The sequence below is a fragment of the Levilactobacillus enshiensis genome (genome assembly GCF_007115095.1).
In the GTDB taxonomy this organism is placed as follows: domain Bacteria; phylum Bacillota; class Bacilli; order Lactobacillales; family Lactobacillaceae; genus Levilactobacillus; species Levilactobacillus enshiensis.
The window spans coordinates 70617-89936 of the sequence record NZ_SULH01000010.1 but is presented as its reverse complement, the minus strand read 5'-3'; the positions used below and the strand labels follow the sequence as shown (position 1 = coordinate 89936).

Genomic DNA, 19320 nt, shown 5'->3' with positions numbered 1-19320 from the left:
TTAGTAGATACTGTCCCGATAAGTTAAAACGTTGGATTGACCGAATATCGTCTACCAAACCGCTACAGTTTCTTTTATACCAGTGATTGTTCTTGTTCAAAACAATTAAAAACTCCCCTGAAATAAGATACCTGTAAACAAGTTTAATTATATTATGTTTATGCTCATAACGTCAATCGTTTCTCCCCTAAAAATAAAAATAATTATGGATAGACATTAATTCAATTAAAAATAATTTTCAGATGAAATAATAGAAAATTAATAACAACGGGGCCGTTCCACCCGGAAATCAACATCGCTAGCTACAATTGCCTCCCCGAAAATACATGTCCACTAGAAAAAGAATGGACCATCTATAAATATAAAAACGACCCTTTCAGAATTTTTGAGATTCTGAAAAAGTCGTTTAGGGGGTCTGCTCTAAGCTTTCTTGGCCGGAATCAGCTTGATATGTGCAACTAAGGTGTCACCTCTAAAGTCCAGTTAATCGTGCCACTATAGATTCCACTAGTTGCCCAACTGTTGATCCTTAGGAGAATTCCGGTATCTCTTTGCCAATCTTTAGCGATATTCGCACCGCCTTGACCCGTTGAAATCAAAGTGTCCACCCCATCGTCATCACTCAGCGGCGTCGGAGCCGATCCCTGCGTCTTAAAAATCAGAGCACCTGCCAACTTGCGATGAGCTGCATTGTACAAGCCTGCGGTCTTAGCGGTCACCTTCCACTGACCGCCGGCAGCCACATCAAGGCGCCAAGCCCCCTTAGACTCATTGCGATGTATAATCTGCGAGCCGTTACCCGCCAAGGCTGTTTCTTCAAAGACCATATCGCCACTCGTATCGCCGAAGTTGACGCCACCAGAACTCAGCATCGCCGTATCACTGGCCTGATAGTCCGTAGCAACTTTCGATTGGGCCGTAACCTGCACCTGGGAGTTGCCCATCGGCACTTGGGGAATGTTAAGCGTAAAGTCGCGCCCGCCAATGGTGTTCGCCGTTGACACCCAATGAATCTGATCATCTAAAAATTTTTTAGTCCCGTCTGCTAACGATAAGGTTGCCCGCAAGGTCGTATTGGCAGTCGTCACGAGTCGATCTGTGGTGTTCACTCGCCCTTTGAGGATTGCTTTACTCGTTGCCGTTACCTTTTTAGACTCAAAATTAACGGTAAATGGCGTGGCGGTCACCTCGAATGGTTCGGTCGTCACACTAGCAATCGCATTTTCTCCCACAAATGACGTTACGGTCGCTGCCGAACTGGCCGACCGATTTTCAGCTGTACCTTCAAGCGTAATCACAGCTTGATCGTTATCACGATTCAGTGTCTTGACCGCTACTGCCAATTGCTTATCGCTGATTGCCCCAACATCGAGCGTCTCTTTGGCTAACGTTGCGTGGGGATAGGTAATCTGGCCCGTCTTCCAAGTAACGTTGGCCGGCAACTTCAATGTACTCTTAATGTCTGTCCAGTCCATATCGCCACTTTGATAGTCTAGCTTATAGGCAGCCTTAATCTGGTCATGTCCTTTGACCTGCGAATTTGCTGTGATCGCCGTCCCCGTGGTCTCATCCGTTAAGCCCACCTCAGCATTAACCTTGGCTTGCCCCGGAACCTGCTCAAAGACCACCATACTCGTCTCACTATGTTCGCCAGTGGCTCCCGTCAATCCCCAGTATACATTCGGCTGGCTTTTAGAAATGTCCAAATAGGAAAGATTTATTCTTTCCTTGGCATAGTTATTGCTTCCCTGAGGGGCACCGGTAATGGGATTCTTATCATCAAACGAATATGTAACGATTCCCGTATTATCATCTGTGACTGGTGCTTTGTAGTCCAGGGTCAGATGATGCCAACGTCCATCGGTCAAAATATTGGTTCCCTGAATATTTCTAATCAGACCGCGGTGTGCCAAGCCATAAAAATTGGGTGAAGACTCTGAACTCTGAAAGAAGCCCTTGGGACTATAGGCATAATACGAATCCGTTTGGGCCGGATAATTTGACGCTAAATGTTGGCCCTTGATGGTTTCTTTCACACTATCGTTATCCGTCGTCGAACCGTACCCCATGCCGTTAAAAATGTTATCTTCGTTAGCATCGTATTGGCCCACATCAAAACTACTAGCCACCGTATCAGTCCACGGTGCCCACGTTGACCAAGCAGTTGGAACGACCTGATCAACGTGGGTATCGAACTCTAATGCCCAGCTTTTAGGAATTGCCGAGTCCCGCAATGCAGTGGTAGTATTCCCCACTTCTCCCGAATCAACGCCCCAAACGCCCAGTGATTCCCCGGTCCCAGAAAACGCCGTGTTACTACTGTTTTGAAAAGCAAAGGCAATGCCGTCCCCCGGAGTTGGGTTATTGCTTGCTAAATAGACCCACATCGATGCTCGCTGATCCTGATACATATTAAAGGATTTATTACTGGACCAAATTGCTCCCCCTGTATTGGGGACACCATCTTGAGAAAGCATTACCCCATCCCCCTGAGGTCCCGTTAATGCCCGCGCAACATTGCTGATTTGGTGATCAGCCGGTCCAATTTTCGCTGCTCGCTTGAAGTAGTTATTGTCCTTGTTGTTTATCCGTAACCCCCGCGGTGCACTGTTCATAATCAGTTGTGGATCAGTCGTGGCGGCTCGTCCGACTAGTGTTGGTACTTCCATCTCCCATCCCCAACCCGCTAGAATAACCCCAATGACCACTGCTGCTCGCTTCCCCAAATGCATTAATTCTGCCCCCTCAATTCAGTTCATGCTCGAGGATCCAAGCGATGACCGCCTACACTTTACTAATATTGCTATATCTTCGTGATAACACATTTACCCAGTTTCACCACCACAATTATTTCAATAATTGGGATGGTCGTCATCAATAACAATGTCATAAATAAGATTAACTATATTTATAACAGATTTCTCGTCATTGCCGTCATACATAGTATACCATCGAAACTATATAAATAAACGGCTGAAGCGATGCCCCGCCTAATTTGCTAATAATCTGTTTATATCCAAACACCCTGATATAACAACACTTATATTCAAAATTGTCATTGAAAGTAATCTCTCACTCCATAGTCTGACCACTTGTTCATCCCGAAATGCAGCACCCTTTCGCCTAAAATATTCGTTTTATAATTATCGAATTTATATTTAAGTGTAATATCTAATACGGCAAAGATTGAGATTTTAATTCAGTCAGTAGCTAAAAAAATAGCCATCCCCGTCCCCCCCAAGTTACTGAGGCACGGTGATGACTACTTTCAACTACATTTATCACGTTAAGGTGCGACCGCCAAAGTCCAATCAATGGTGCCGCTATAATTACCCTTCACGGCACCGCCATTAGCGTTTAGCAAAATTCCGGAATTACTCGTCCAGCCACTGGCAATGTTCGTCTGCGCAGCCGTCCCGTCAGATGTCTTACTGGAGATCAAGGTGCCATCGTCAGCATTCAAAGTGGTGGTGCTCGTCCCCGTCTTATAGATCAAGTTACCATCCAGCTTACTATCCGGCACATCGGTATTGTACATGCCGGCTGTCTTGGCGGTCACCTTCCAATCGCTCCCAGAAATCAGCGAGCTGTCGACGTTGAGGCTCCACGCCCCGCTAGTTTCGTCTCGTGGCACTGTTTGCGTTCCATTTCCGGTCAAGGTCGTGGTCTTGAAGGTTATCGCGCCACTGGTGTCACCAAAAACAATCGTGCCACCAGATAAGGTCGCCGTATCACCTGCGCTATAGGAACCTGAGGCCGTCGTCGTGGCGTTGACTGCTACCGTGGACTTGCCAGCCGGAACCTTGGGCACATCGATAGTGAAGTCATACCCACCAGCTGCATTGACCGTCGTTGACAAGTGAATAGCACTTGCCGGTAGCTTCGTTGTCGTTCCTGTCGCATCCGTCAAAGTGGCCGTTAAGGTCGAATTGCTCCCCGTGACAGTACTATCAGTTGAAGAAAGACTGCCCTTAACTGTCGTCGCCGTATTGGCGTTGGCCGCAATCGTCTTCGGGCTGACACTGACCGTAAACGGTGACGGACTGATACTAAACGCGTTCGTCTGCGCACTCGTGATGGCATTATCACCAACAAAGGTGCTGACTGCTGCCGCCGAGTTGGCTGTCGTATTCTTGGCCCGACCTTCCAGGGTAATGACGGCTTGCGCATTCGTGCTGTTCAAATTTTTCACATCAACGGCCAGTTTATTGCCACTGATGGCACTCGGATCAAGGGCCGTTGTCGTTTTATCTGCATAGGTAATCTTGCCTGTTGTCCAATTTACATTTGCCGGCAAGTTCAACGTCCCTTTGATGTTTTTCCAATCCGTTTCGCCACTTTCATAGTTCAACGTGTACGTGGCCTTGATTTGGTCATTTCCTTTTACTGAGCCATTGGCGTTAATCTCGGAGCCCGTCGTTTCATTCGTCAAAGAAGCCGTAGAGTTTGCATTGACTTGTCCGGGAACCTGTTCGAAAACGACCATACTGGTTTCCGTATTCGTCCCGGTAGTTCCTGTGAAGCCCCAGTAAACATTAGGGCTATCAGTCGTAACTCCCAGCTTACTCAGATCAATACTTTCCTTAGCATAGGTATCGTTATTTTTCGGCTTGGGGGCCCCAGTTTTAGCGTCCTTATCATTAAATGAATAAGTCATTGTCCCAGTATTACTCCCACTAGCAGGTGCTTTATAATTAACCGTAATGTGGCGCCAAGCACCAACTGAGATAAAGGGATCACCAAAGCTATCCCGAATCAGTCCCCGGTGGGCCAAACCGAAGTAATTATAGTTGCCATAATTATAATTGGGAATTCCAAGAAGTGCACTACTCCCAGTATAAAATCTACCACTTTGCTGATATGCATAGTAAGAATTACTCTGCGCTGGATAATTCGACGCAATGTGTTCCCCCTTAATCGTTTCGGTAACATCATCGTTACCACTGGAGGGACTATACCCAATCCCATTAAAATGGCCATCCTGATACTGACCAATATCAAACGAATTGGGATCCGTTTGGTTGACGACCCAGTTTGAGGCTGGCAACGTCTGGTCCACATTCGTGTCGAATTCAAGGGCCCAACTATTCGGAATCGCTGTATTTTGTAAATCCGTCGTGGTACTGCCAGCTTTACGCGGATCAACGCCCCAAACACCTAGTGATTCACCAGTTCCAGAAAAGGCAGTGTTGCTACTGTTTTGTAAAACAAAGGCCATGCCATCGCCGGCTGTGCCATTGCTGCCCATGTAGACCCACATGGATGCCCGCTGGTCTTTGTACATATCAAATGACTTTTCATTCGACCAGATAGCACCACCTGTATTTTGCTGGCCGTCTTGAGAAATCATGACACCATCACCCTGACTACCTGACATGACTTTCGCCGCATTATTATTACCAGAACCGATAGTTTTCGGAACATTAAAGTAATCATTTCCCGCGACTTTAAGTCCCTGCGGTGCTGAATTCAAGACGCTTTGGGGATCAGTTGTCACGGCTTCCCCAATCAGTTGACCCTGCCATAATCCCCAGCCTAAGCTGGCAACCATGATGCCCGCAATCGCTATCATTTTATGCTTCAACTTCATTGAAACCGACTCCCTCCGCCCGGCCCTCACCAGGCAAATCTAAACCAAAGTACGCCCTAGTCTATCGGTAACTTTTTTCAAATAACCGTTAATTCTATAACTGATTTTTTACCATCATAATTATGATCCATTAAAGATAGTCCTAACACTGTCTATCTTTTGATTTCATTTAATGGATTACCACTAAATATAGTATACCATCAAAACTAGAAAGTTAAAGGGCTTAAATTAATCCATCTATAATTAGTAACTGCTAATTTGTCCGCCAACATTGCCTATACGTCAGCATTTATAGCAGCATTAGCTTAGGTAATCGCTCGATTAATAAATTAGTCTACGTATTCATTGTGCTTCCGTGTTTCGCCCACTATGTCAATGGTGTAACCATTATAAATTGGAGCATTTTTCCAAATCAGTGGTCTAAAAAAGAGGCCCAATTCACAAGTGAATTGAACCTCTCAAAATCTCTTCATCAACACCCGTTGACAAAGAGCCTCTTAAACTAACTTATCAAGACGGTGCGTTCTGCAACCCCCACTCGATTTCACCCGTGTAGGTCCCGGCAACCGTCCCACTAGTGACGTCCAGGAGCAGCCCCGTATCAGAGTTCCACTGACTAGTCGCGTTATAGGTGTCATCATCACTCGTCGTTATGTGGTGCGCCACAATATCTGCGCCTGACCCTAAAACAACTGGTGTTGCGTCAGCCGTTGCCTTGTAAACCAGATTCATGGTTGTGGCTGGCACGTTGCTAGCCTGTAGTGGCTTTACCATTCGCGCGGTTAACGCCCAACTAGAACCTGAACCACGTTGATCATTAACCCCAATCATCCAACTTCCATCGCGTGGCACTAGCATGTGCGACCCCGTCAGCTCAGCCGTGTAGGACACATTTTCGTCAACGTCACCGAACTGCAAGGGACCTTTGACATCGATGGTTGAAATCAAATCATCCGTAGAGTACTCATCGCCACTTCTGACGTAGAGCGAAAGTAAATTTTTCCCACGCTGAAGTTCTGAAGCAGGGACGGTATACGAAAATGTTCCGCTATAGCCATTAGTTGCATCCCCAGAGACATCACTACTATCAATCGCGGTCTCCTTAATCGTCTTACCATTGATCGAACCATCCAAGAAAAAGCTGCTACTGGTAATCGGTGACCCTTTCAGCAAGAACTTTCCTTGAACGGTAACATCCTTACCCGGATCAGGTTCAACTAGATCATAGTTGCCATTATACCAGCCAATCTTAAAGGTTGTCTGGGCCTGATAGACCTGATAGGCAGTCGTGTCGGCCGTGGCAATCCCATTCTTATCCACAAACTTACTCGTTGTCGGTTGAATAGTTGTTTGCGTGCTCGTGGGATTCGCTTGCCGACCGTAAACACTCACAGTAGCCGTTGAATTACTTGAATCCAATGCTTTATCGAGCTTAAAGTTTACCTTCTGCCCTGATTGTGAGGTCATATCAACTTTTTGTGTTGTGCCATCCTTATACGTTACCGTTGCTGACGTCGCTGAAAAACCGGTTGGCGTATTGATTTGAGCCGTTGGCTGCCAAGCATTACGCCCCTCATTATAGGTTAAGTTGTAATCCAAACGTAACCGAGTTCCCCCCATAATAGGTGTTACCGGATTCAATTGCGTGCCAGCACCATCACCTTCTAGTTTGTAGATGCTAGCACTGGCATCGGCATCGACCAATCCCGGAATTTGCTCGAAAACAACCAGGTTATTTTCACTATAGGCCCCCGTTGAACCAGTGAATCCCCAATAAGCGTGCCCCGTACCATCATCAACCTTAGAGGTATCAAGCTCATAGCTGCTTGTCTGCGCCGCCGTTTGATTCTGTGCACCAGTTGATGGGTCTTTATCATTGATCGTATATTTAACTTGGCCGATAGTGCTTCCACTAACCGGTGGTGTATATTCAAGTGTCAAATGGTGCCAGGTTCCATTAGTTAACCAATTGCCTGCTCCAGAAATAACACCTTGGTGATTCATCTTCGCACTGTAATAGGTAACACTATCTGGAGATGGCTTCATATAGTAAGTCCCACCTTGTTTCTGATCGGCAGGATATGCGGACGCAACGTGTTGCGTTCCGTTAACGGCAGTATCATTTCCAGACCCCCCAACCTTAGCTCCCGTATCGAAAGTCGAAAGGTTCAGAATATCCTGCGAATTCAGACTTGTGCTACCATTAGGGAACGTGTCAAATTCCAAAGCCCAACTCTTTTGAATGGCTTGCTTCCCAATACTAGCTGGGCTGCTAGCTGTAAAATTGTCTGGCAATCCCCAAACACCTAAGGTTTCCTGACCAACTGGGCTACCATTTTTATCGACCGCTGTTGCCCCATAACCCTGGTTTTGAATGACAAAGGCCATCCCGTCTCCCATGCTTCCCACAGGACCATTCCCAAAGTACATCCACATTGAGGCTTTTTGCTTGGCTTTTAAATCAAAATAGTAATTGCTCTTATCTGCCCAAATCGTTCCTAGTTGCCCCGTTGACCCGGTTAGTTGAACAGCCTGTGTCCCACTCGAATTAGCTCCCGTAATCGTCGACGAATTAGACATTGTCATACTCTTATAATCTGGAACAATAAAGTACCCATCAATGGGCAATCCCAATGGCATCGTAGCCTTTGCATTTGCAAGATCATCTGCCGTTGCATCGGCATGACTAACTAGCGGTCGCCCAACGCTAAAAATGGCAATCGCACTGGCTAATATTAAAAATAAACTTCTGCGTTTCATGGGCGATTCTCCCCCTTTACCTTTATTCTCCATAATCGCCCCAGATAAAAACAGACAATATGGTTACTGTGTTAAGGGCCAAATTAAAAACCACAACGAATCAATAACGCGATTCGTCCGCACATTGCCTGCATTTTCACAATAGGGTAAATCTCATTTAACGCGCTTAGTTGTAAATTTAAGTGTTACAGTTAATGTTTTTTGTGGGATTGATAGGTCGGCAATCCCGTAATCGTAATCAGACGCTAGTCCCTAGTTCTAGGCCATCCGCCTAATCCTATTATACGGTATAAAGACGAATAATTAAAGACATTCACATCTAATCCATACAATTAATTGAATGAACACTTTATGTGGAGAACCGTTGGCAAGTTAGGCAAACTTACTAAGTAATGAGCAGGCTGTTTCAACCCCAAAAGTTAACTTTGTGGTCGTCTCTTTTAACCTTCTAATCATCTTTTATTTTGATTCACACCCCCTCTTCGATTTTTGTCTTCATTGGCGGTTTTTAAACTGACTTTGTTAACTAAAAAAGGCCCCAGACAGAAATGTCCAGGCCCCCACGTGTCTCGGTATCATCACCAATATTCAAGCTAAGTCTTATTCCGCATTTTCTAAAGTCCACGTAATCTGGCCCTGATAGGTTCCTGCGGTAGCCGCGCCGCTAACACTTAGTAGCATGCCACTATTCGCTCCCCAGTCTTGGCTAACATCCAGTGTGCCGCTCCCAGGATTACTGGTTTGATCAGCAATCTCGACCGCAGCCGCAGACATGGTAATGGGATCCGCATTAGCACTAGACTTATAGATCAGCTTGCCCGCTAAATCACCGGGCTTATCCGTGTCAGTAAATGGCTTCGTTAGCGCAGCCGTCATCTTCCAGTTGGTGCCCGTCTGATTATTGACTTCGACCCGCCAGTCAGAATTTCTGCCGATTATCTGGCCCGTTCCGGTCAGTTCAGTGTCTTTAAAGCTACTTCCCGTGTTCACGACGCCCCAATCTAATTTACCGACACTCAAATTAACCGTACCATCAGTCGACGTATAGCCAGTAGCGTCGTCGGTCGCAGTTAAAGTCAACGTATTCTTACCACTCGTGAGTCCCGCATCACTCGGCAACTGATAACTGAAGGTTCCTGTATAACTGCCATCACTATTCTTGCTGGCCGCAAAAGTGGTGGTCTTCAGGTCAGTCCCATTTAAATTCGGATGCAGTGTAAACCCGGTACTAGTCTTCCCCGAGCCCTTTAGCGTCACCGTCCCGGTTATTGTTGGCGTCGCCGTGGTTGAACCCAGCGTTACGTCCGTTGCGCTAGTCACCTTCAACCCAAAATCGACTGCTGAATGGACAATTTTAAAGACGGGCGTATTCGCCGTCACAATTGCATTGGGCCCAGAGAAAGTGCTAGCCTGCGTATCCACAGTCGTTGTTGTTGCGGGATTATCCGCCTTCCCGTATAACGAGATCTTTGCCGTCTGATTCGATTTGTTCAGTAACTGACCGAGCTTAAACGTTAGGTTTTGCCCACTGAGATTATTCATGTCGACCGTCTCTGTCTTCCCATTGGCATAGGCAATCTTGCCAGAGGTCACCGTAACGTTATTGGGAATCCGCACCGCCGCATTAATGTCATCCCAATCCACACGGCCCGTATCATAGCTTAAGTTGTAGTCCAAACGCAAGAGGTCACCACCGTACACATTTTGGCCTGCGGGCACTTCAATCGGTTGCCCCGACCCATCCAGTTCACTACGATCATAGACTTTAGCCGTTGCACTCGCATTGACCAGTCCCGGCATCTGTTCAAAGACCACTAGATTATTTTCCCAATTCGTCCCCGTTGAGCCAGTGAAGCCCCACATTGCCGTATTGGCGGCATGAGTTCCGGTGGTGTCGGGATCTTTTAATTTGCTGTAATCAAACTTCGTCGTGGTCGACCTCATCGTCTGGGCCGCCCCATCGGCAGGCTGACGGTCATTGATCGTGTACGTCATCTGACCAGTGGTTGAACCGTCGGTGGGCGCCTTATAATCAATCGTCACGTGGTGCCAGTGACCATCGGAGAGCGGCGTCTTGATCAACGGGCCCCCATACAGCGCGGAATCCAAGCCATGGTCCATTCGCGTATACGAAAATTTATCCATCGACATGGTCAAATACGTCGAGGCTTGTGCCGGGTAGTTCGCTGAAATATGTGGCTGCGACCCCATGGAACTGACTTGGAAGTCAAAACTACTAGGAACATTAGTCGCCGAAGTTGGAATCTGGTTGTTGGTAAACGTATCAAACTCTAATGCCCAACTATTTTGAATCGCGTGACTCGCAACATCCTTCTCGGACTCACCAGCCTTAGTTGTCGCGTATCCCCAAGTCCCCAACGTTTGGCCCACAGATGGTGCACTCGACGTCCCGTTGGTTGCAATGGCTTGTTCACCCCGACTGTCGTTTTGGATGACAAAAGCCATCCCGTCACCCGCGGCGGTGCTCCCTTTATTGCCGAAGTACATCCACATTGTCGCCTGTTGATTTTTAGTGAAATCAAAATAGTACTTTGATCGGTCAGCCCAGATTGAACCAACTTGATTAGCAGCGTTGGTGATTTGGACGGCCTGCGTATTGTCAGTTGGACTATCTGCCGTCATTGCGGAGTTGGGCACGACACTGTTTGCAAAGCTCGGAATGTCAAAGTAACCCTTAATTGGTAACCCATGCGGCATCGTGGCAATCGCATGATTATAGTCATCATCTGCGTGGGCCATAATTTTCCCAGTTCCTATGACGCCGACGGTAATCGCAAGTACCACACTAGTCAAAATTTGCTTTACTCTCATCGACATTCAGTCCCTCCATTAAACGTAAGGCTATTTTAAATTTGCATCGGCTCAGTCGTTGATTGCCACAACCATTGCCACAAGGGGCCACCATTCAGCAATCAAATTTATGGTTACATAAGCAGAAATATGTAACCAACAGTCAGGCAACTAGCCTCTCATCGTTTTCGTCTATCATTAGATAAACATTCTTTATTTGAACCTATTATACGATATTATGTACAATAATCACAGCTGTTTATCTTATTTTTTGAAATAGTTTATTATAAAAACCAACTAGTTATCAATCTTTACTATTTTAACCTGATTCACTGGTCGCCTACCGTTCCCTTTCATCATTACGTAACTTACCAGACCACGAGCGGCTTTGACGGCCCATGCTCTTCATGGCTTCAAAGCGCGTGAAAAGACTGGTGTTCTGCCAGTCTGAAGTGTCCCCACAACAGTCGGAATCCCTGACGAACCCAGGTTAGCCTAGTTTAACAGTGTACATGCTTCCCCACACTGAGATGGAACCTGAATTTTAGCTTTCACCTTTTAGATGACGTAAACAAAAAGTGCCCTGCAGGTTAGCCAACCAGCAGAGCACAATCTTATTTGTATTTATTTTTAATTGTTACCGTTATCATCGTCATCGTCATAATAGTCATCGTCATCATCGCGGCGACGCTTCAACAACAAGTAAACAATGATTGCAATCAACAGCAGAATCAAAATTCCACCAGCCACGAACCACCAGAAGTAGTTCTTTTGTTGTGGCGTGTTGATCTTATTCTTTAAGGAATTGATCTGAGCTTGCGTAATGGTGAAGTTCTTGACGAAATGCCAAGTGTAACCACCCTTAGCGGAAGCATCCAGCGTTAACGTGTAATCCCCAGCTTGAAGCTTCGTGTCACCCCAAGGAATTGAATAATTGAAATTACTGTTAGGCGCCATCGCCATATTATCTTTCTCATTACTCAACACGGTCTTAGACTCTCCCTGCTTCGTAACTTTAGCCTTAACCTTCAGATCTGACATGATACCAGGCTCTGGGTTTTGTAAATTAGCTTGGACTTGATTATACGAATTAATCTGGCCAGCCTTAACGTCATTCAACTTCATGTTAGGACCAACGTAAGCGCTACTCTCACGCAAACGAACCCCAATGACGTAAGCAAATTGGTTTCTAATGTTAACACCCTTGCTAGATTGCCCGTTACTTACGTTCATTTTCCGAACATAAAAACCGCCAAGAATCATCCCATTGATTTTTTGGGCTGGCATCTTGTAAGTGAGTGAAACAACTTTGGACGTTTTAGCCGGGATAGTAATCTTTTGGACCTTCTTATCCACGATAACGTCTTTAATTCCAACTTTTAACGAGTTATCCAATTTGGGATTAGCATTACTGTAATCAATAACCCCATTATTGTTCGTAATGGCTTGATTAACACCATATTCAAAATTGGCCTTTTTCTTACTTGAATTCGTAATGACTACTTTTAGCTTCTGTTGCTGATTGGGCTTCACTCTTAAAGCAAAGTACGTCACACTTTTATCGTCCTGATTCTTTGGTAACGATGCCGCAACTGAGTACCCAACCCCCTCAGCATGGGCCGTACTTTGCGCTAATCCACCAAACGTAAAGATGACCCCAAGCATCATTAATAATCGCAAATAACGCTTCATGATTTCCAGCCTCCGACTTCTAACATGATACTCATATTATAACAAAAATAGCGGTGACTGTCGCCACCGCTACCCCTGTAGTTTCTTTATTGTGGCGTATCCAAAAGCAACCATGATAGGACGCCCTGATACGTCTGTTTTTGTGTCACGGTCGAACCAGCAACTAATAAGTTGGTTGGTTCACTCGCATTGTAATTTAATTTCATAATCCAAGTCCCAACACCAGCCATCTTATTAGCCTGAGCTACCTTTGAGTAACTTCCAATCGGAATAAGCTGTGTTGGTGTTGCAACAACTTGCGGGGTAGCACTGACGTTTTGCCCCGAAGCAATGAACTCCGCCGCTCCAAGTTGAATTGACGCTCCCGAAGAAATTGTGGAAGAATCCTTCTGACCCACCAGTTGACTCGGGTCCAATTGTAACTGCCAACCAGCTCCAGATGCTCGTCGATCACTTATCTGAACGAATGCATTGGAATTCGTAGCTGTCGTAAGGATTTGACCATTGGTAATGCCTTGTTGTTGAAACTTAAAATCCGAAACATAGTCGAGCGTCAACTTGCCGGTTGAACCGGTACCTCCACCGTCCGGAAATTTATCACCAGAACCGTCCGGATCAACAGGAGCAACCGGATTAGTCGTATTCCCAGCTTTTAGCGTAACGGAAGACTTCGAAGTAACGGTTCCCTCCGAAGTCGCTGCCATTACATTATCCTGAGTCGTACTGACAATTCCGGTTCCCAGAGCTAACGAAGCAACTATTAGTAACAAGTATCTAGTCACTACGCAGCCCCCCTAGCTTAAACCTACTGAACTAAATTGCAAATACCTTACTTCGTAACAGGAGCAGGATCAGTAGCCATACCAGTAGGTGCATTAGTCAAAGCCCATACTAAGTTACCAGTGTATTCACCGGCTACGTTAGAACCAGCGATGTTCAGTGCTGCGTTAGAGAATGCCATGTCCCAAGTACCAACACCTTCATTAGCGGCAGCAGTGGCAACTGGTTGGTAAGCACCATTGCTTAAGTCAATTTTAACAGAATCACTGTTGAAAGTTGGTGCACCAGAATTATCAGCGTTACCAGCAGCATCTTTGTTACTGGTCGTAACATCACCATTAGTCAAGACAATGTCAGAACCCTTTAGGTCAGTTCCATCAGTAGTTTTCAGCCCAGTGGACTTAACTTGTACATTCCAACCAGAAGGAGCACCAGGGTTAACAACTTGAACCGTACTTGTAGGCGTAGCCGTCTTAGTAAAGTTAGAAGTAGTCCCATCCAATTCCTGAGTCCCAAAGTCAAACGATGGTGCCTTCGTTAACTTGATGTTACCAGCTGTGTCAGGATTGCTTGGGTCAGTTGGGTCAACCTTCTTTTGTGTCAAATTAACATTGGCAGTAGTTGTCTTAGAACCAGTTGCTGTGGTGTCAGCAGTGTCAGCAGCGTTAGCCGTTACAGTAGTGAATCCAAATCCAGCAACAAGTGCAGCAGTAGCAAGTAATTGTAAAGTTTTTTTAGTCATGATATTTATCTCCCTCAACTTGATTGTCCTTGTCTTTGCGTCTACTAATTAAAATCCCTATCCAAACTAACAACATTAGAATGATACCCGCCATGGCCCCTAGACCTGCGCGTTCCTCAGAAGTTTGAGGTAAGCGTCCGGTCAAACCGTGGTTTGATGAAGCCGGCGTTCCTTTGTCAGCGCTCTGACTTACGGTAGCTCCTGAACCTGAATTGCTCACGTTCGTTGGCGTTGTCGTACCGCTGTTAGACCCCTCATTGACGAGGTCCCCGTCATTACCAGATTCCAATGTTCCGGAATCGGATGATGACTTCGGCGGTGTTAACACTACCGAGTAAGTTGATTGCTGGACATCAGCCCGAACAGTCATTGGAATTCCCCAACTGACGAGTAACAGGCTCAGTATCAGCAATCCTATTTTTCTAAATCGCATCGCTGTCCCATCCTCACATCCTTGATCCTAATGGCCTTCCAACTCGCAACGTACCATTTGTTATGGTGCTTTGTTTGAATCATCTGATGACCTCTCATCTGATTACATTGTTATAGTACCACGGTTTTTCGGTTCTGTCCACAATTAATCATGTGTGGGGAAAAACGATACCCGTAGAATTCATTTATCCAGTAATTATCGTTTTACAATATGAACGTTATTACAGTTTAAATGCCTATGCACCAACGTTTGTTAGCCATTAATAGTTTTGGAACAGTTAGTAATTTTGGTAGACCAACTTTTAAAGTATCGTTTGATAAGCGATTTTTAATAGTCGTTCACAGGGTGTTTGCTCACTAAGAAACTCGTTAGTAGAGTAAAACAACTTGTTGTAAGCCCTTGCAACCGTTGGGATTTGCGCTAATCCGGCATTTATCTACCCTTTCAGAATTTCACAAGCAAAAAAAATTCAAAAAAAATAACATTTTTTACTTTTTGTGTAAAAAACGTCATTTTCCGAAGGATTTCCTTCAATATTTATTGTTAAAGCTTCCGTGAAAGCCCTTTTGGACCGATTGGGGTGCATGCTTATACGCCATCTGCTTAACGTAAGTCCCCTGGATCATTAATCGATTGGCACCAGTTGCATCACACGTAATCAAGGTAACCAATTTTTTCTTGGTTTGCGCCACCACTTGAACATCAGTTGCCGGGATAAACTTCCGGACACTGACCTTATAGACGTAGACTGTCTTGGCATTCGTCAGATAGATTGGCTGCCCCACCCGGGTCTTCCAATAGAGGGGACTAAATAGAATCGTCTGTGAACTCATGTGGTGTCCGGCCAATGGGTAGTTTCCTTGACCCATTTTTTGGTCTGGACGCATAGTTCCCGCCGTCAGCGCCAGCACTTCATTGCTAAGACCTTTGGCAATTGGCAAGTGAATCCGTGATTGGGGCATCAGAATTTCCCCCACCACATGAATATCTGCTGTATTCCAGCGCGCCTTCGCGACTGTTGAAAAGTCCAAGGATTTGACCTTACTAAAATCATAGGAAGCTTTTCGTTTTTCATTTTTCTTGACCGACTTCTGTGTCACCTGTGGTTGATATGATGAAATCAACCAGTTTTTAATTTGCTCGTTGAAAATCAGCCCCAACGAAATAACAATTAATAATAAAAAGATTACCGACCAGAACCACCGCCACCGGTGTTTCTTCGGTTGCTGCTTCTCTGCCATGGTTTCCACTTCCCCGTTTAATTCTTCGTCCTGAAGTTTACCCTATTTCTTACAAAAAGGAAACAAGAATGATTAGCCCGCCACACAAGCCGGCTAATTCTTCCAAATACAGCCTAATTTAAGGACTCCGGGAAAGTACACCGGCTAATGCCTACTCACGTTTAGACGCCAAACTAGAGCAATCTACCTTGTCAAGTCCGCTCGCCATCCCGTTGCTGCTTTAACCTAATTGCCCGTTAACCAGCTGTTAGTCATAACCATTGTCCCAATAATTGAGGGCCAGCAACAGCAATTTAGCCATGACTGCATTGGCTGCGCCACACTCTGTGGTTCACTCATTACTTACTCTTGAATAAGTATTCCGTCCAGTCATGCCCGTCAGAGACGCTGTTCTCATCTGCATGTCTTCGAATACTGACCGCTAGTCAGCTTTTCTTCTATAATATTCCGTCCAACTAGAAGTCGCAGCTTAAAAAGTCGTTCTCACTTTGGCTCCCCTCCCATCATTAAGCAGCTAATATTGGCATTATTAGCTGACGCCTGTTCACCTCATGATGGTTCCCGCCCACCTGTAGTTGTGTGGCATCAGCGGCTACGTTCCCCATCGCGTTTCTTAGACAACCACCCCGTCAATTCAACTTCATTTAGCGCTTTGTCAAAAAAAAGGAATAAAAAAATCCGGTAACGGATAAACCGTACCGGATCAGACAAATCATAAGTTTTATAATTAGTCGTTGGATAAGCCGTATTTCTTGTTGAAACGATCCACAGCACCATCGGCTTGAGTAAACTTTTGCTTACCCGTGTAGAATGGGTGGGAATCTGAAGAAATTTCGACACGGATCAATGGGTAAGTGTTGCCATCTTCCCATTCAACCGTTTCAGCTGAAGTTGCCGTTGAACCAGACAAGAACTGGAAACCAGTACTTGAGTCTTGGAACACAACTTCGTGGTAATCTGGATGAATTCCTTGCTTCATAATGTATTACGCTCCTTTGCCCTGAGCCATTTACTGGAACAGAGATTGATTTTAATCGTCAACCGTTGAATTATAACATGAAATAAGATAAGCGGCAATGGCTAATCTTGGCCATTTTCCACCAAACTGTCCTCAACGATTTCGACGTCGGCGTTTAATGCCGTTAATTTATCTACAATTCGGTCATATCCACGCAGAATATTATCCGCTTGACTGATCTCCGTGTCACCCTCTGCCATCAAGCCAGCGATGACCAAAGACGCGCCCGCCCGAATCTCTCCGGCTTGGACTTGTGAGCCCATCAAATCGGTCGTTGGATCAACCACGATGGTGCCCTCCTCAGAACGAATGTTGGCGCCCATCTTTCGTAACTCCGCAATGTGCTTAATGCGTTTGGGATAGATCGTATCGATCACCACGCTACTTCCATCCGCCTTGAACAGCAGTGGCGTAATTGGTTGCTGGAGATCCGTAGCAAACCCGGGAAACGGCATCGTCTTAATCTGAATGGGCTTTAAGTTATCTGCACGCGGCACGTAAATGCTATCTTCATTGATTTCTAGTGGCACGCCCATTTCAATCATTTTTGCGGTGAAGGCTTCCAAATGTTCTGGAATGACGTTCTTCAGGACCACGCCATCCCCCACGGCAGCCGCCATCGATAAGTAAGTTCCGGCTTCGATACGATCCGGAATAATTGTGTGGGTGTTCATGGCCCGCAACGTCGCGACCCCTTCGATACGAATCACGTCGGTCCCGGCCCCACGGACATGCGCGCCCATGTTGTTCAGGAAGGTCGCAATATCAATGATCTCCGGTTCCTTGGCCGCATTTTCAATCACCGTCGTGCCGACTGCCTTCACAGCCGCCAAGATAGAGTTGATCGTCGCCCCCACAGAGACCATATCTAAGAAAATGCGTGCGCCGTGTAAGCCTTCTGGCCCAGTCGTGATTCGTACCGTGCCATCGTGTTCCTCGACCGAAGCACCTAAGGCCTTGAACGCCTTAATGTGCTGGTCGATTGGTCGTGGTCCGATATTGTCGCCGCCAGGAAAACTTAGCGTGGCCCGTTGGAACCGCCCCAACAAGGACCCCATAAAATAATACGACGCCCGCAGACTCTTAATGGCCTTACTCGGGAGTGGCGCTTCCACGATCTCCGTGGGGTCAATCGTTAAGACCCCATCTTCAAACGTCGAGCGCACGTTCATTGATTTTAAAATTAACATTAGGTTGTGCACATCAAGAATATCCGGTACCGTATCGAAACGAACCGGTGTATCAGCTAAAATCGCTGCCGGAATTAATGCTACTGTGCTATTTTTAGCGCCGCCAATCGTCACTTCACCTGTGAGGCGTTGGCCGCCATGAATAATCATCTTTTTCATTGTGATGTGTTCCTCACTTAATTTTTCTTCCATATAATTCCATACAGTCAGATACCATGATAAATAATGCCGGGCAAAAAGACAACTGTTTCCCGGCATTTCGGGCAAAATGTAATATTTATTCCTTACATTTAACGCATTTTCACATAATTCTATTACTAATCCAGCCGATAACGTACTTTTCGTCTACAACACAAAGTCACGCATATCGTCAAAATTTTTCGCCAAAATGGTGTCGATAATAATTCGCGTGAGCTGTTGCGGGGTCTCCGGCATACCGTCTTTGACCCACTTTTTCAAAATACTCTGAATCCCCGCGCCAATGTAGACGCCCTGATAGTCGTCAATCAGCGGCGGTTCTGGACCACTTTGTTTCAATAATTCTTGCATCCGCTCTAACAGCTGGGTTTTACCCTCGACAAAAACGAGATTACTGAGCTTCTTATCCTGGTAAAATGCCAGCAACAAATGCTCCAAGGCCTGCGACGGCGTCCCACTCATGAGCGGGTTCAGCGAGGTCACAAAGGCCTTCTCAATACTTTCGACGCAATCATAAATATCGTTATAGTACCGGTAGAACGTGGTGCGATTAACGTCGGCCTGTTCACAGACTTCGGTGACAGAAATCGCGTTGATCGGTTTACTTTCCAATAAGGACAGCACGGTCTCCTGAATCACCTGCTGGGTGTACTGGGCCCGGCGATTATTTTTCACACCAACCATAAAGACTCACTCCCATAAATGCAACAGTTTTGCATAATCTGTTGCGTCAACAACAGTTCCGCTAACATTGATGATTGCCAGCAGCACAGTTTGTTTTTAGAATATAAGACACAGTGTTGCAATAATGCTATTTTATCAGAAAACACGCTGGAACGATAGTCGAACTCAGAATATGAAAGGA

Annotated in this window: 12 protein-coding genes; all 12 read right to left on the bottom strand. The window is 45.8% G+C overall.

The genetic code is table 11. The features are described from left to right. Positions 1–458 precede the first annotated feature (458 nt). Entirely contained in the window at positions 459–2732 is a 2274-nt protein-coding gene (locus FAY32_RS10740) for a lectin-like domain-containing protein (protein WP_143463434.1), read from the bottom strand. A 554-nt stretch (positions 2733–3286) separates the two neighbouring features. Next, positions 3287–5590, bottom strand: coding sequence for an L-type lectin family protein (locus FAY32_RS10735; RefSeq protein ID WP_143463433.1), 2304 nt, complete (start codon positions 5588–5590; stop codon positions 3287–3289). Positions 5591–6100: 510 nt separating this feature from the next. Further along, positions 6101–8350, bottom strand: coding sequence for a hypothetical protein (locus FAY32_RS10730; protein WP_143463432.1), 2250 nt, complete (start codon positions 8348–8350; stop codon positions 6101–6103). Positions 8351–8950: 600 nt separating this feature from the next. Beyond that, positions 8951–11188, bottom strand: a complete 2238-nt coding sequence (locus tag FAY32_RS10725) for an L-type lectin family protein (RefSeq protein ID WP_143463431.1) — start codon at positions 11186–11188, stop codon at positions 8951–8953. Between the two features lie 603 nt (positions 11189–11791). After that, a complete protein-coding gene (locus FAY32_RS10720) occupies positions 11792–12853 on the bottom strand; it encodes a DUF916 and DUF3324 domain-containing protein (protein WP_143463430.1) in 1062 nt (353 codons plus the stop codon). Positions 12854–12939: 86 nt separating this feature from the next. After that, a complete protein-coding gene (locus FAY32_RS10715; RefSeq protein WP_143463429.1) occupies positions 12940–13635 on the bottom strand; it encodes a WxL domain-containing protein in 696 nt (231 codons plus the stop codon). 47 nt (positions 13636–13682) lie between these two features. Next, positions 13683–14375 (bottom strand): WxL domain-containing protein, encoded by a 693-nt coding sequence (locus FAY32_RS10710; RefSeq protein ID WP_143463428.1) that lies wholly within the window; start codon positions 14373–14375, stop codon positions 13683–13685. Then, the gene (locus tag FAY32_RS10705; RefSeq protein ID WP_143463427.1) at positions 14368–14808 is read right to left on the bottom strand and encodes an LPXTG cell wall anchor domain-containing protein; all 441 of its coding nucleotides are present in this window, start codon (positions 14806–14808) and stop codon (positions 14368–14370) included. The genes FAY32_RS10710 and FAY32_RS10705 overlap by 8 nt, the downstream gene beginning before the upstream one ends. Positions 14809–15338: 530 nt before the next feature. Beyond that, a complete protein-coding gene (locus FAY32_RS10700; RefSeq protein WP_143463426.1) occupies positions 15339–16049 on the bottom strand; it encodes a class A sortase in 711 nt (236 codons plus the stop codon). 727 nt (positions 16050–16776) lie between these two features. Then, positions 16777–17028, bottom strand: a complete 252-nt coding sequence (locus tag FAY32_RS10695; RefSeq protein ID WP_048732595.1) for a type B 50S ribosomal protein L31 — start codon at positions 17026–17028, stop codon at positions 16777–16779. Positions 17029–17129: 101 nt separating this feature from the next. Next, positions 17130–18416 (bottom strand): UDP-N-acetylglucosamine 1-carboxyvinyltransferase, encoded by a 1287-nt coding sequence (locus FAY32_RS10690; protein WP_143463462.1) that lies wholly within the window; start codon positions 18414–18416, stop codon positions 17130–17132. Between the two features lie 186 nt (positions 18417–18602). Next, positions 18603–19139 carry a TetR/AcrR family transcriptional regulator gene (locus FAY32_RS10685; protein ID WP_143463425.1) on the bottom strand — a complete coding sequence of 179 codons (537 nt, stop codon included), beginning with the start codon at positions 19137–19139 and terminating at the stop codon, positions 18603–18605. Positions 19140–19320: the final 181 nt, after the last annotated feature.